Source organism: Enterobacter sp. MGH 24 (genome assembly GCF_000493015.1).
GTDB lineage: Bacteria > Pseudomonadota > Gammaproteobacteria > Enterobacterales > Enterobacteriaceae > Enterobacter.
In genome coordinates this window covers 1,823,813-1,837,198 of record NZ_KI535657.1, presented here as the reverse complement: position 1 = coordinate 1,837,198, position 13,386 = coordinate 1,823,813, and the positions used below count along the sequence as shown (strand labels likewise).

Below are 13,386 nucleotides of genomic sequence, written 5' to 3'. Positions count from 1 at the left end.
GGCCGGGTAAGCGCAGCCCACCCGGCATGTTATTAGGCGCGATCGACCGTAAAGGCAATCACATCGCCTAGCTGCTCTGCGCCAAGCGCCAGCATCACCAGACGGTCAACGCCCAGCGCCACGCCGGAGCAATCCGGCAGACCTGCTTTTAATGCTTCAAGCAGATTAACATCAATTGGCTGCTGCGGCAGACCTCGCGCGGCGCGCTTGCGGTTATCCTGCTCGAAGCGCTGCTGCTGCTCGCGGGCATCAGTCAGTTCGTGGAAGCCGTTCGCCAGCTCGATGCCTTTGTAATAGACCTCAAAACGCTCTGCAACACGATGATCTTCGGTACTGATCTGCGCCAGTGAGGCCTGGCTTGCCGGGAAGTGATAGACAAACGTCGGACGATCTTTGCCAATCTGCGGTTCAACGCCGAAGGTGAACAGCAGCTGCAGCAGCGTGTCGCGATCCTCTTCGGTATCCGCCACGTTGCTCAGATCCAGCTTTGCCGCCACTTCGCGCAGCTGGGCTTTGTCCGCCGACAGCGGATCGATTTCCAGATGGCGCTGGAAAGCCTGCTGATAGGAGAGCGTTTCAGCTTCTGAGCACTCCAGGACCTGCTGCAGCAGATCGTCCACCTCATTCATCAGGCGGTACATATCATAATGCGGGCGGTACCACTCCAGCATGGTGAATTCCGGGTTGTGGTGACGACCCATCTCTTCATTACGGAAGCTGCGGCACAGCTGATACACCGGACCACATCCCGCCGCCAGCAGGCGTTTCATGTGGTATTCCGGGCTGGTCATCAGATACAAATTCATGCCCTGAGAGTGGCCGGGGCCAACAAAACGGGTTTCAAACGGGACCAGATGAATATCCGTTACCGTTGCCTGACTCATGCACGGCGTTTCCACCTCCAGGACTCCGCGGTCGGCAAAGAAACGGCGGATCTCCGCCATAATTGCAGCGCGTTTTAACAGATTAGGGATGGATGCGCTCGGCTGCCAGGTGGCCGTTTCGCTCATGAGTTGTTCTCCGATTTCAGACAAGGGCACGAAGTCTACTCGTTAGCAGGGGCAGAGACAAATTTTGCGCAGTAAAAAAGCGCATTTCATTTAGGTGAGTAATTACGTGACGTAATTCATCAATCTTCATGATAAATCGCCTGACAGAACAGCAAAAAAATCGAACACGTCAAATTTCCCTGACATCTACACGGTTATACTGTTTTACCCATAAAGGAGCAGTGGAAACGCTTTCGCAATCGTCCTTTTGGACGGGTGAACTACCTTTAGTTTGTCGCGTTGCGAAATAACAAAAATCTGGAGGAATGTCGTGCAAACTTTTCAAGCCGATCTTGCCGTAATAGGCGCTGGCGGGGCTGGATTACGTGCTGCGATTGCTGCAGCACAAGCTAATCCCAACGCTAAAATCGCATTGATTTCAAAAGTCTATCCAATGCGTAGTCACACAGTGGCAGCAGAAGGAGGGTCCGCCGCCGTTGCGCAGGATCATGACAGCTTTGAATACCATTTCCACGACACGGTTGCAGGGGGCGACTGGCTTTGCGAACAGGATGTCGTTGACTACTTTGTGCATCATTGTCCAACGGAAATGACCCAGCTTGAACAGTGGGGATGTCCGTGGAGCCGCCGTCCGGACGGCAGCGTCAACGTTCGCCGCTTTGGCGGAATGAAGATTGAACGCACCTGGTTCGCCGCCGATAAAACCGGCTTCCACATGCTGCACACCCTGTTCCAGACCTCCCTTCAGTTCCCACAAATTCAGCGCTTCGATGAACATTTCGTCCTCGACATTCTGGTTGATGACGGACAGGCGCGCGGCCTGGTGGCGATGAACATGATGGAAGGCACGCTTGTCCAGATCCGCGCGAAAGCCGTGGTGATGGCAACAGGCGGTGCGGGCCGCGTTTATCGTTATAACACCAACGGCGGCATCGTCACCGGTGACGGCATGGGCATGGCGCTCAGCCACGGCGTACCGCTGCGCGATATGGAGTTCGTGCAGTATCACCCAACCGGCCTGCCGGGCTCCGGCATTCTGATGACGGAAGGCTGCCGCGGCGAAGGCGGTATTCTGGTCAATAAAAACGGCTACCGCTATCTGCAGGATTACGGCATGGGCCCGGAAACCCCGCTCGGCGAGCCGAAGAACAAATACATGGAACTCGGCCCGCGCGACAAAGTCTCTCAGGCCTTCTGGCACGAGTGGCGCAAAGGCAACACCATCTCCACGCCGCGCGGCGATGTGGTCTATCTTGACCTGCGTCATCTTGGCGAGAAGAAGCTGCTGGAACGTCTGCCGTTCATCTGCGAGCTGGCGAAAGCTTACGTCGGCGTCGACCCGGTGAAAGAGCCTATTCCGGTGCGTCCAACCGCGCACTACACCATGGGCGGGATCGAAACCGACCAGCAGTGCGAAACCCGAATTAAAGGCCTGTTCGCCGTCGGCGAGTGTTCCTCTGTCGGTCTGCACGGCGCTAACCGTCTCGGGTCTAACTCGCTGGCAGAGCTGGTCGTCTTTGGCCGCATGGCGGGCGAGCGCGCGATGGAGCGGGCGGCGACAGCAGGCGAAGCTAACGGTGCCGCGCTCGATGCGCAGGTCGCAGACGTTGAAAAACGCCTTAAAGCTCTGGTGAACCAGGAAGGTAATGAGAACTGGTCGAAGATCCGCGACGAGATGGGCCTGTCGATGGAAGAAGGCTGCGGTATCTACCGTACCCCTGAGCTGATGCAAAAAACCGTCGACAAGCTGGCGGAGCTGCAGGAGCGCTTCAAGCGCGTGCGCATCACCGACACCTCCAGCGTATTCAACACCGACCTGCTCTACACCATCGAGCTGGGCCACGGTCTGAACGTCGCGGAATGTATGGCGCACTCTGCGCTGGCGCGTAAAGAGTCGCGTGGGGCCCACCAGCGTCTGGACGAAGGCTGTACCGAACGTGACGACGTCAATTTCCTGAAACACACTCTCGCCTGGCGCGATGCGGATGGCACCACACGTCTGGACTACAGCGACGTGAAAATCACCACGCTGCCGCCGGCAAAACGCGTGTACGGTGCAGAAGCAGAAGCCGCCGAGAAGAAGGAGAAGGCGAATGGCTGAGATGCAAAAAATGAAAGTTGAAGTGGTGCGCTACAATCCGGAAGTGGACGCCGCGCCGCACAGCGCTTTCTATGAAGTGCCTTATGACGAGCAAACCTCCCTGCTGGATGCGCTCGGCTATATCAAAGACAACCTGGCGCCAGACCTGAGCTACCGCTGGTCCTGCCGCATGGCGATTTGCGGCTCCTGCGGCATGATGGTTAACAAGGTGCCAAAGCTGGCCTGTAAGACCTTCCTGCGCGAATACACCAAAGGCATTAAGGTCGAAGCGCTGGGCAACTTCCCGATTGAACGCGATCTGGTGGTCGATATGACCCACTTTATCGAAAGCCTGGAAGCCATTAAGCCGTACATCATTGGTAATCCGCGCACGCGGGATCAGGGCCCAAATACCCAGACGCCGGCGCAGATGGCGAAATACCATCAGTTCTCCGGCTGCATCAACTGCGGTCTTTGCTACGCCGCCTGTCCACAGTTTGGCCTGAACAAGGAGTTCATCGGCCCGGCCGCCATTACCCTGGCGCACCGCTATAACGAAGACAGCCGCGACCACGGCAAAAAAGAACGTATGGCGCAGCTTAACAGCCAGAACGGCGTCTGGAGCTGTACCTTTGTGGGTTACTGCTCCGAAGTTTGTCCGAAGCACGTCGACCCGGCCGCCGCAATTCAACAGGGTAAAGTGGAAAGCTCGAAAGACTTTCTTATCGCTACCCTGAAACCACGCTAAGGAGTGCATGATGACGACTAAACGCAAAGCCTATGTGCGGCCTGTGCCGTCCACCTGGTGGAAAAACCTGCCGTTTTATCGCTTCTACATGCTGCGTGAAGGCACGGCGGTACCGGCGGTCTGGTTCAGCCTTGAGCTGATGTACGGCGTTTTTGCCCTCAAGCACGGTCCGGAAGCCTGGGCCAGCTTTGTCGGTTTCCTGCAAAACCCGATCATTGTTGTTCTGAACCTGATCGTGCTCGCGGCCGCGCTGCTTCATACCAAAACCTGGTTTGAGCTGGCGCCAAAAGCGGCGAATATCATCGTAAAAGACGAGAAAATGGGGCCAGAGCCGGTGATTAAAGGGCTCTGGGCAGTGACGATTTTGGTCACTGTGGTCATTCTGTCTGTCGCATTGTTCTGGTAAGGAGACTACTGTGATCAATCCAAATCCAAAACGTTCTGACGAGCCGGTCTTCTGGGGCCTGTTTGGCGCAGGCGGCATGTGGAGTGCCATCATCGCCCCCGTCATCATCCTGCTGGTCGGCATTATGCTGCCGCTGGGGCTGTTCCCGGGCGATGCGCTGAGCTACGAACGCGTACTGGGGTTCGCGAGCAGCTTTATCGGCCGCGTGTTCATCTTCCTGATGATCGTCCTGCCGCTGTGGTGTGGTCTGCACCGTATTCACCATGCGATGCATGACCTGAAAATCCATGTCCCGAGCGGTAAATGGGTATTCTACGGTCTGGCGACCATCCTGACCGTGGTGACGCTGATTGCCGTGGTCACCATCTGACGCTTCTGGCCCGCCATCCGGCGGGCCTTTTATTTCTGCATCTTCCCCACCAGCCATTGAGCAAACTCGCGCATTGCGGGCGTTTCTGTCCGTGACTGTAGCCTTGTCAGCCAGTAGCTGCCGAGGTCAATCTGCGTTGCAAACGGCTGCACGATGCGCTCGCTGCTGAGTAAATGGGTAAACATGTCGACAGGCGCAATGGCAATCCCTGTGCCTGCCTGCGCGGCTTCCAGCATGGTCACGGACGAATCAAACACCATCACCCGGTGCGTCGGCGAGGGAGGATGTTCACCCGCTGCCTGCATCCACGCAGCCCACTCGTCGCGCCGGTAGGAGCGCAGCAGGGTAAACTTCAGGATATCTGCCGGGCTTTTGAGTACTGAGGCAATCTCGGGTGTACAGAGCGGAGACAGCGGCGCAGGGCAAAGGAATTCAGCATCGGTTCCATGCCACGCGCCGCCACCGTAGCGAATGGTGTAATCAAGCCCTTCAGCCGCCGGATCGACGCGATTGTTGTGGGTGGAAAGCTGAAGATCAATATGCGGATAGCAGCGGCGAAAGTCCGCGAGCAGCGAGAATAAAACGCCCGTAGCAAAGGTCCCTACCACACCTATTTTGAGCTTCTCCTGAGCGCGCTGGCTGGCAAAACGATCCAGCATTCCGGCGATGCGATCGAATGAGTCATTCAGCACCGGCAGCAAATTCTCGCCTTCGGTGGTCAACATCAGCCCGCGCGAAACGCGGACAAACAGCTGGCAATTAAGGTGCTGCTCCAGCGCCTTTACGTGCTGGCTAATCGCGGAATGGGTGACATTCAGCTCGATAGCGGCATGCGTAAAACTGAGGTGCCTGGCGGCCGCTTCAAACGCCCGCAGGGAATTAAGAGGAAGATAGCTGCGCGTCATGGCCTCGTCCGTTAGAAAAATTAACAGCTAATGCTAAATTTAACCGTTTGTCAGCCATAGTCAAATCCAACAGACTACAGCGGTCTGACGGGCCCGGACACTCCCTTGAATTGCTATTACGGAAGATAAATGATGATGACAAAATCCCTTTGCTGCGCCCTGCTGCTCAGCACCTCCTGCTCGGTATTGGCTGCCCCGATGTCAGAAAAACAGCTGGCCGAAGTGGTGGAACGTACCGTTACGCCGCTGATGAAAGCGCAGGCCATTCCGGGTATGGCGGTGGCGGTGATTTATCAGGGTCAGCCGCACTACTTTACCTTCGGTAAAGCCGATATTGCGGCAAACAAACCCGTTACCCCACAAACCTTGTTCGAACTGGGTTCTATAAGTAAAACCTTCACCGGCGTATTGGGTGGCGATGCCATTGCTCGCGGTGAAATATCGCTGGGCGATCCGGTGACCAAATACTGGCCTGAGCTGACAGGCAAGCAGTGGCAGGGGATTCGCATGCTGGATCTGGCAACCTATACCGCAGGCGGTCTGCCGTTACAGGTACCGGACGAGGTCACGGATAGCGCCTCTCTGCTGCGCTTTTATCAAAACTGGCAGCCGCAGTGGAAGCCGGGCACCACGCGTCTTTACGCCAACGCCAGCATTGGTCTTTTTGGCGCGCTGGCGGTTAAGCCTTCCGGCATGAGCTATGAGCAGGCCATAACGACGCGTGTCTTTAAGCCCCTCAAGCTGGACCATACCTGGATTAACGTTCCGAAAGCGGAAGAGGCGCATTACGCCTGGGGATACCGCGACGGTAAAGCGGTACACGTTTCGCCAGGCATGCTCGACGCGGAAGCCTATGGCGTAAAAACCAACGTGCAGGATATGGCAAGCTGGGTAATGGTCAACATGAAGCCGGACTCCCTTCAGGATACTTCACTCAGGCAAGGCATTACCCTGGCGCAGTCTCGCTACTGGCGCGTGGGAGCGATGTATCAGGGTTTAGGCTGGGAAATGCTTAACTGGCCGGTCGATGCCAAAACCGTGGTAGAGGGTAGCGGCAATAAGGTGGCGCTGGCGCCGCTGCCCGCGAGAGAAGTGAATCCACCGGCGCCTCCGGTAAAAGCCTCCTGGGTCCACAAAACCGGCTCAACCGGCGGGTTTGGCAGCTACGTGGCCTTTATTCCTGAAAAGCAGCTCGGCATTGTGATGCTGGCGAATAAAAGCTATCCGAACCCGGCACGCGTTGAAGCGGCATACCATATCCTCGACGCGCTGCAGTAAAACATTGCCGGGTGGCGGCTTCGCCTTACCCGGCCAACAAAATCCACGGTGTGGCCACCCGGCGAAACACACCGCACAAAAACCACATTTTCCTTGCCGTCATCTACACTTAACAAAAAACAGTAAGGAAACTCCTATGCGCATTCTGCCTGTTATCGCCGCGGTGACAGCCGCGTTTTTAGTGGTTGCCTGCAGTTCCCCTACCCCACCGCCTGGCGTTACCGTCGTCACGCCTTTTGATGCACAACGCTTCCTTGGAACATGGTATGAAATCGCGCGCTTCGACCATCGTTTTGAGCAGGGCTTAGAGAAGGTCACTGCGAATTACAGTCCGATGGATGATGGCGGTATTCAGGTGATCAACCGGGGCTATAATCCCGACCGGGAGATGTGGCAACAGTCGATTGGGAAAGCGTACTTCACGGGCGACCCGCGACGGGCCGCGCTCAAAGTCTCGTTTTTTGGCCCGTTTTATGGCGGCTATAACGTGATCGCGCTCGACAGAGAGTACCGTCACGCGCTGGTCTGCGGACCGGATCGCGACTATCTGTGGATACTTTCCCGCACGCCAACTATTTCGTCAGAAATGAAACAGCAGATGCTGGACGTCGCGACCCGGCAAGGGTTTGATGTGTCAAAACTCATCTGGGTAAAACAACCCCATTAATGGGTACTGAGCTTCAGCCCAATGATCCCGGCCACAATCAAGGCGAGGCTGGCGATACGCGCCAGACTCGCTGACTCTCCCAGCAGCAGAATGCCGGTGATGGCGGCCCCAACCGCACCAATGCCCGTCCAGACGGCATAAGCCGTCCCCACAGGCAGCGAGCGCATCGCCCAGGATAACAGGACAATACTCACGATCATCGCGGTGACGGTAATGACGCTGGGCGTCAGACGGGTAAATCCGTGGGTGTATTTGAGACCAATCGCCCATACCACTTCGAGCAGGCCAGCAATAAAAAGAATGATCCAGGACATTTCAGGCTCCTTAACTTAATTCAAGTTGGGGCCGTCCCCGGTGAAAGAAACGCTTACGGGTCGTCCCGTAAGGCAGAGATTACGCCTCATATTGTGGTTAGCGTGCTATTTTTTTTCAATCATTTTTTGCTGAACACGTTAAGGCAAGAAATAGCCGCAGTATGGCGCGTAGTTCCGGCATTTAGCACTCATCCGACTTCTCTATGATGATGTGCTTTCTGATGGCAGGAAGCCAAACCACTAGCCGACTGCGAATAAAATATGTTCAAAATTCTTTTGATTGACCGTTGTCACTTCACCCGCACGGGGTTTGAAGCATGGCTCAATCATTCCGGTTTGTTCCCGGGACACTACGTTGTGACCGGGCTGAATAATCTGTTCCTTGCCAGAGAGCACATTCTGCAATGGAAACCCACGCTGGTTATCGCTGACCTGTACGGCTTCAGGCAGGATATCCACCATTTTCAGCAGCTCTCGTCCTTGCTCAACGCCAGTGAACGCTTACCGTTTATTTTGCTGCAATCGGGAGAGGACAACGGCATGACAGACTGGCTCGGACAGTTCCCGGTGTGGTCGTCGTTGTTGAAAAACGCCAGTCTTGAAAAGGTGGCAACGGTTATCAACGACGCATTGATCTCGCGCTCATATTCTGAAAGGCCAACAGCCGCCGCCCCCTTGCTGACCCGGCAGGAAGAGAAGGTGCTGACATTATGGATGGACGGCGCGAGCAATCAGAAGATTGCTGCTCACCTGAGTATTAACGGAAAAACGGTTTATACCTATAAACGCAATATCCGCATGAAACTGCATATGGATACGCGTTTCTCCCCGTTTTTATCCCTGCAGGAAGTCGAGAATTGACGGTACGGTGAAAGTATCATGCCGTACCGTCCATACTTTTAGTTCTGGGCTTTCGTTGCTGCACCAGAGATTGCGCTACCACCTTCAGAAATATCCTGACCGACGCCACGCGTGGTATTACAGGCCGTTAACACTGAAGAAAGCACCAGGACTGAAAAGATCGCTGCAATTGTCTTCTTAACCATAATATCTTCCTTTTATAGCCAAAGTTGTTTTGTGTATAGCAACTTAAGAATAGACAAGATCCCGCCGGTTGACGGAAAAGGAAGCATTTTTAGGAAAATTAGACGAGCTTAGCTGGCGGCGTGAGAAATGATATGACCGAGATCCTGGATATCTTGTCCCATTCCACGGGTGGTGTTACACCCGGAAAGCAATGCACTGGAAAGCGCTAACAGAAGCAGAATTTTAACGGTACGTTTCATCATCCCTGCCTGCAAAAATCAGGCGCAGCGGGCGCTGCGCCTTCAATCATGACGTAAATTACTTCACGCGGGACACGTATTCGCCGGAGCGGGTATCCACTTTGATCACTTCGCCAGTCTGTACGAACAATGGCACTTTAACCACTGCGCCGGTAGACAGTTTGGCTGGTTTACCGCCGGTACCTGCGGTATCACCTTTCAGACCTGGATCGGTTTCAACGATTTCCAGTTCTACGAAGTTTGGTGGGGTCACAGCGATAGGCTGGCCGTTCCACAGGGTCACGATGCACTCAGCCTGATCCAGCAGCCATTTAGCGCTGTCGCCTACTGCTTTCTCATCAGCAGACAGCTGTTCGAAAGTAGAGTTGTTCATGAAATGATAGAACTCACCGTCGTTGTACAGATAGGTCAGGTTCATATCAACAACATCAGCGCCTTCAGCAGAGTCAGTAGACTTGAAGGTTTTCTCAACACGGGTACCGGTCAGCAGGCGGCGCAGCTTAACGCGTGCGAATGCCTGGCCTTTACCTGGTTTAACGAATTCGCTGGCTTCAACCGCGTACGGTTCGCCGTCCATCATGATTTTAAGACCAGCACGAAAATCGTTGCTATAGTACGTTGCCATAAGGCCCTCTAAATTTGTTAACTGGTAGCTAAGCCACAAAATGGCGCATATTGTAACCCTAAACACCCCGTCCAGAGAAGATTGGTTATCGCAACTTGCCGATGTAATCACCAGTCCTGATGAATTGCTGCGTCTTTTAGACCTCGATCAGCATCCAGAGTTGCTTGCAGGCCGCGAGGCAAAACGCCTTTTCGCCCTGCGAGTTCCCCGCGCGTTTGTGGCGCGGATGGAGAAAGGCAATCCCAACGATCCGCTATTAAAACAAACGCTTACTTCGCAGGATGAGTTTGTCACCGCGCCCGGTTATAGCACCGATCCGCTGGAAGAACAGAACAGCGTGGTGCCGGGTTTACTGCACAAATATCTCAACCGCGCCCTGCTGCTGGTAAAAGGCGGCTGCGCGGTAAATTGTCGTTATTGCTTCCGTCGGCACTTTCCTTATGCCGAAAATCAGGGCAATAAACGCAACTGGCAGGTCGCGCTGGACTATATCGCCGCCCATCCGGAGCTGGATGAGATTATTTTTTCCGGCGGCGACCCGCTGATGGCGAAAGATCATGAGCTGGACTGGCTGCTGACCCAGCTTGAAGCCATCCCGCATATTAAGCGTTTGCGCATTCACAGCCGTTTACCGATTGTCATTCCGGCCCGTGTCACGGATGGCCTGGTGTCACGCATGGAGCAGTCAAGATTGCAGGTGCTGCTGGTAAACCATATCAATCACGCGAATGAAATTGATGATGCATTTCGCGCGGCGATGGCGCGGCTGCGTAAAGCGGGCGTGACGCTGCTGAACCAAAGCGTGCTGCTGCGCGGCGTGAATGACAGTGCCCGCGTGCTGGCAGATTTGAGCAATGCGTTGTTTGATGCGGGCGTGATGCCCTATTACCTGCACGTGTTGGATCGCGTTCAGGGCGCGGCACATTTCATGGTGACGGATGACGAAGCCCGGAAGATTATACGCGAACTTTTAACGCTGGTTTCAGGCTATATGGTGCCGAAGCTGGCGCGCGAGATTGGCGGTGAGCCAAGCAAGACGCCGCTGGATTTGCAGCTGCGGCAGTGCTAAAAGGCAGGTGGCGCTACGCTTACCTGCCCTACGGGGTCCGGAGGCAGCGCCATCAGCAAGTTAACTCAGTTCGGGCACTTGTAGACCTGACCGTTCATCTGGCTGGCGGTCGGCACGAAGCTGGACAGCATACTCTGCGTAGGGCTGCTCACGCCGTAAATCACGTTACCGCCCATTGCCGCAGCCTGGTTACGCAGGGCATTCGCCGCACCGCGCATCGAGCCACCTTCTTCGCCATGCTGACCTGACATCCAGTTACTTTGCTCACCGGTTGCCGTGCCTAATAGCTGGCATTCACTGCCAGGCTTATCTTCCACAAAGCGAACGCCCTGGCCCGCTGCCGACAGCTCATTGCTGGAGCTACAACCCGCCAGCAGCAATGCTGCTCCTACGATCCCTGCACAGACTTTTACGCGCATGTTATTCCTCGTTTTCAATAAGCTGGACAGTAGTTGTCCGTGTGTAAATCTTATACCTAAAAGATGACCAAAAGAAAAACCCCCGAGCATCTCTGCCCGGGGGTTTTTCACATTCTACGACGTAGAACGCACGATTACATCATGCCGCCCATACCGCCCATGCCACCCATGCCAGCAGCACCTAAGTCTGGTGCATCGCCTTTAGGCATATCGGTGACCATACATTCGGTGGTGATCATCAGGCCAGCGACAGACGCCGCGTACTGCAGAGCAGAACGGGTTACTTTCGTTGGGTCCAGGATACCGAAGTCGATCATGTTGCCGTATTCTTCAGTTGCTGCGTTGTAACCGTAGTTACCTTCGCCCGCTTTCACGTTGTTCGCAACCACAGATGGCTCTTCACCAGCGTTGGACACGATCTGACGCAGAGGCGCTTCCATTGCGCGCAGCGCAACTTTGATACCCACGTTCTGGTCTTCGTTCTGAGCGGTCAGGCCAGCCAGTTTAGCGGCTACACGCACCAGCGCGACGCCACCACCAGCAACTACGCCTTCTTCTACCGCAGCACGGGTCGCGTGCAGGGCATCGTCAACGCGTGCTTTCTTCTCTTTCATTTCAACTTCGGTCGCAGCACCAACTTTGATAACCGCAACGCCGCCTGCCAGTTTCGCTACGCGCTCCTGCAGTTTTTCACGGTCGTAATCGGAAGTTGCTTCTTCGATCTGCTTACGGATCTGACCAACACGGCCCTGAATAGCGGCTTCTTCACCCACGCCATCGATGATGGTGGTGGTGTCTTTGTTGATCACAACGCGTTTCGCCTGGCCCAGGTCTTCCAGGGTCGCTTTTTCCAGCTCCATACCGATCTCTTCAGAGATCACGGTACCGCCGGTCAGGGTAGCGATATCCTGCAGCATTGCTTTACGGCGATCGCCGAAACCAGGTGCTTTAACCGCAGCCACTTTCACGATGCCGCGCATGGTGTTAACCACCAGGGTCGCCAGCGCTTCGCCTTCAACGTCTTCAGCGATGATAACCAGCGGCTTGCCTGCTTTCGCAACGGCTTCCAGCACTGGCAGCATTTCGCGGATGTTGGAGATTTTCTTGTCAGCCAGCAGGATGAACGGGCTTTCCAGCTCAACAGCGCCAGTCTCTGGCTTGTTGATGAAGTATGGGGACAGGTAACCGCGGTCGAACTGCATACCTTCAACCACGTCCAGTTCGTCTTCCAGACCGGTACCGTCTTCAACGGTGATCACACCTTCTTTACCGACTTTGTCCATCGCTTCAGCGATCAGTTTACCTACGGTTTCGTCGGAGTTAGCGGAGATGGTACCAACCTGAGCAATGGCTTTAGAGTCAGAGCACGGTACGGACAGCGCTTTCAGTTCTTCAACAGCGGAAGCGACAGCTTTGTCGATACCACGTTTCAGATCCATTGGGTTCATGCCCGCAGCAACGGCTTTCAGACCTTCAGTGATGATAGCCTGCGCCAGAACGGTCGCGGTGGTGGTACCGTCGCCTGCAGCGTCGTTCGCTTTAGAGGCAACTTCTTTCACCATCTGCGCGCCCATGTTTTCAAACTTGTCTTCCAGCTCGATTTCACGTGCTACAGAAACACCATCTTTGGTGATGGTTGGCGCGCCGAAGGATTTATCCAGCACTACGTTGCGGCCTTTCGGGCCCAGGGTCACTTTAACTGCATCTGCCAGTACGTTTACGCCGCGGAGCATTTTTACACGAGCGTCGTTACCGAATTTTACGTCTTTAGCTGCCATGTTCTTATTTCCTCAAATTCTCGTGCGTAAATTACGCTTCAACAATTGCCAGAATGTCGCTCTCGGACATGATCAACACTTCTTCATTGTCGATCTTCTCGGATTTCACGCCGTAGCCATCGTTGAAAATTACGATGTCACCAACTTTAACGTCCAGTGGCTGCACAGTTCCGTTTTCCAGGATGCGGCCCTTACCGACAGCGATGATTTCGCCACGAGTTGATTTGGCTGCTGCAGAACCGGTCAGAACGATGCCGCCAGCAGACTTGGTTTCAACTTCTTTACGTTTGACGATCACACGATCATGTAACGGACGAATACTCATTGATAGCTCTCCTTTGAGAAAGTCATTATCAGTTATGGATGACGCCGGCCCGCATGCGGTTTTCCGACTAGTGCCCTGAGAGATGGGGATAGCTTTTTACCCCTTC

Annotated in this window: 17 protein-coding genes; 8 read left to right on the top strand and 9 right to left on the bottom strand. The window is 54.8% G+C overall.

Annotated features, from left to right (window positions below; translation table 11 throughout):
* Positions 1 to 32: 32 nt before the first annotated feature.
* Entirely contained in the window at positions 33 to 1,010 is a 978-nt protein-coding gene (epmA, locus tag L370_RS13125; protein WP_023334238.1) for an elongation factor P--(R)-beta-lysine ligase, read from the bottom strand.
* A gap of 310 nt (positions 1,011 to 1,320) precedes the next feature.
* Here epmA and frdA point away from each other — a divergent pair, with 310 nt between their 5' ends.
* Genes frdA through frdD form a run of 4 tightly spaced genes read left to right on the top strand, consistent with a single transcriptional unit; the run spans position 1,321 to position 4,614 of the window.
* A complete protein-coding gene (frdA, locus tag L370_RS13130) occupies positions 1,321 to 3,111 on the top strand; it encodes a fumarate reductase (quinol) flavoprotein subunit (RefSeq protein WP_023334237.1) in 1,791 nt (596 codons plus the stop codon).
* Positions 3,104 to 3,838, top strand: coding sequence for a succinate dehydrogenase/fumarate reductase iron-sulfur subunit (locus L370_RS13135; RefSeq protein ID WP_023334236.1), 735 nt, complete (start codon positions 3,104 to 3,106; stop codon positions 3,836 to 3,838). Before frdA ends, L370_RS13135 begins: the two co-directional genes overlap by 8 nt.
* A gap of 10 nt (positions 3,839 to 3,848) precedes the next feature.
* On the top strand, positions 3,849 to 4,244 hold the full coding sequence (gene frdC / locus L370_RS13140) for a fumarate reductase subunit FrdC (protein WP_023334235.1): 396 nt from the start codon (positions 3,849 to 3,851) through the stop codon (positions 4,242 to 4,244).
* A gap of 10 nt (positions 4,245 to 4,254) precedes the next feature.
* Positions 4,255 to 4,614, top strand: a complete 360-nt coding sequence (gene frdD, locus L370_RS13145; protein ID WP_023334234.1) for a fumarate reductase subunit FrdD — start codon at positions 4,255 to 4,257, stop codon at positions 4,612 to 4,614.
* 29 nt (positions 4,615 to 4,643) lie between these two features.
* On the opposite strand, the gene ampR is transcribed toward frdD, so the two are convergent.
* The gene (gene ampR / locus L370_RS13150; RefSeq protein WP_023334233.1) at positions 4,644 to 5,519 is read right to left on the bottom strand and encodes a LysR family transcriptional regulator AmpR; all 876 of its coding nucleotides are present in this window, start codon (positions 5,517 to 5,519) and stop codon (positions 4,644 to 4,646) included.
* Positions 5,520 to 5,651: 132 nt separating this feature from the next.
* Between ampR and blaACT the strand changes: the two genes are divergently transcribed.
* Both blaACT and L370_RS13160 read left to right on the top strand, forming a co-directional pair.
* The gene (gene blaACT, locus L370_RS13155; protein WP_032666687.1) at positions 5,652 to 6,797 is read left to right on the top strand and encodes an ACT family cephalosporin-hydrolyzing class C beta-lactamase; all 1,146 of its coding nucleotides are present in this window, start codon (positions 5,652 to 5,654) and stop codon (positions 6,795 to 6,797) included.
* A gap of 136 nt (positions 6,798 to 6,933) precedes the next feature.
* Positions 6,934 to 7,464, top strand: a complete 531-nt coding sequence (locus L370_RS13160; protein WP_023334231.1) for a lipocalin family protein — start codon at positions 6,934 to 6,936, stop codon at positions 7,462 to 7,464.
* Here the strand turns inward: L370_RS13160 and sugE are convergent.
* Positions 7,461 to 7,778, bottom strand: a complete 318-nt coding sequence (gene sugE, locus L370_RS13165) for a quaternary ammonium compound efflux SMR transporter SugE (protein WP_006178944.1) — start codon at positions 7,776 to 7,778, stop codon at positions 7,461 to 7,463. The genes L370_RS13160 and sugE overlap by 4 nt on opposite strands.
* Positions 7,779 to 8,039: 261 nt before the next feature.
* Here sugE and L370_RS13170 point away from each other — a divergent pair, with 261 nt between their 5' ends.
* On the top strand, positions 8,040 to 8,639 hold the full coding sequence (locus L370_RS13170) for a helix-turn-helix transcriptional regulator (protein ID WP_023334230.1): 600 nt from the start codon (positions 8,040 to 8,042) through the stop codon (positions 8,637 to 8,639).
* Between the two features lie 38 nt (positions 8,640 to 8,677).
* Here L370_RS13170 and ecnB read toward each other — a convergent pair whose 3' ends face one another.
* The 3 genes from ecnB to efp all read right to left on the bottom strand — a co-directional run bounded on the left by ecnB (position 8,678) and on the right by efp (position 9,689).
* Positions 8,678 to 8,824 carry a lipoprotein toxin entericidin B gene (gene ecnB / locus L370_RS13175; protein WP_014068593.1) on the bottom strand — a complete coding sequence of 49 codons (147 nt, stop codon included), beginning with the start codon at positions 8,822 to 8,824 and terminating at the stop codon, positions 8,678 to 8,680.
* A 108-nt stretch (positions 8,825 to 8,932) separates the two neighbouring features.
* Entirely contained in the window at positions 8,933 to 9,064 is a 132-nt protein-coding gene (locus tag L370_RS0121885; RefSeq protein ID WP_024907352.1) for an entericidin A/B family lipoprotein, read from the bottom strand.
* Between the two features lie 58 nt (positions 9,065 to 9,122).
* Positions 9,123 to 9,689, bottom strand: a complete 567-nt coding sequence (gene efp, locus L370_RS13180) for an elongation factor P (protein WP_010427766.1) — start codon at positions 9,687 to 9,689, stop codon at positions 9,123 to 9,125.
* A gap of 40 nt (positions 9,690 to 9,729) precedes the next feature.
* On the opposite strand from efp, the gene epmB reads away from it, so the two are divergent.
* Complete coding sequence (gene epmB, locus L370_RS13185; RefSeq protein WP_023334229.1) at positions 9,730 to 10,758, top strand: EF-P beta-lysylation protein EpmB; 1,029 nt, start codon at positions 9,730 to 9,732, stop codon at positions 10,756 to 10,758.
* A 65-nt stretch (positions 10,759 to 10,823) separates the two neighbouring features.
* On the opposite strand, the gene L370_RS13190 is transcribed toward epmB, so the two are convergent.
* The 3 genes from L370_RS13190 to L370_RS13200 form a co-directional block, all read right to left on the bottom strand.
* Positions 10,824 to 11,177, bottom strand: coding sequence for a DUF4156 domain-containing protein (locus tag L370_RS13190; RefSeq protein ID WP_023310115.1), 354 nt, complete (start codon positions 11,175 to 11,177; stop codon positions 10,824 to 10,826).
* A gap of 134 nt (positions 11,178 to 11,311) precedes the next feature.
* Positions 11,312 to 12,955 (bottom strand): chaperonin GroEL, encoded by a 1,644-nt coding sequence (gene groL, locus L370_RS13195; protein WP_014882201.1) that lies wholly within the window; start codon positions 12,953 to 12,955, stop codon positions 11,312 to 11,314.
* Between the two features lie 31 nt (positions 12,956 to 12,986).
* Positions 12,987 to 13,280 (bottom strand): co-chaperone GroES, encoded by a 294-nt coding sequence (locus L370_RS13200; RefSeq protein ID WP_003855929.1) that lies wholly within the window; start codon positions 13,278 to 13,280, stop codon positions 12,987 to 12,989.
* Positions 13,281 to 13,386 lie beyond the last annotated feature (106 nt).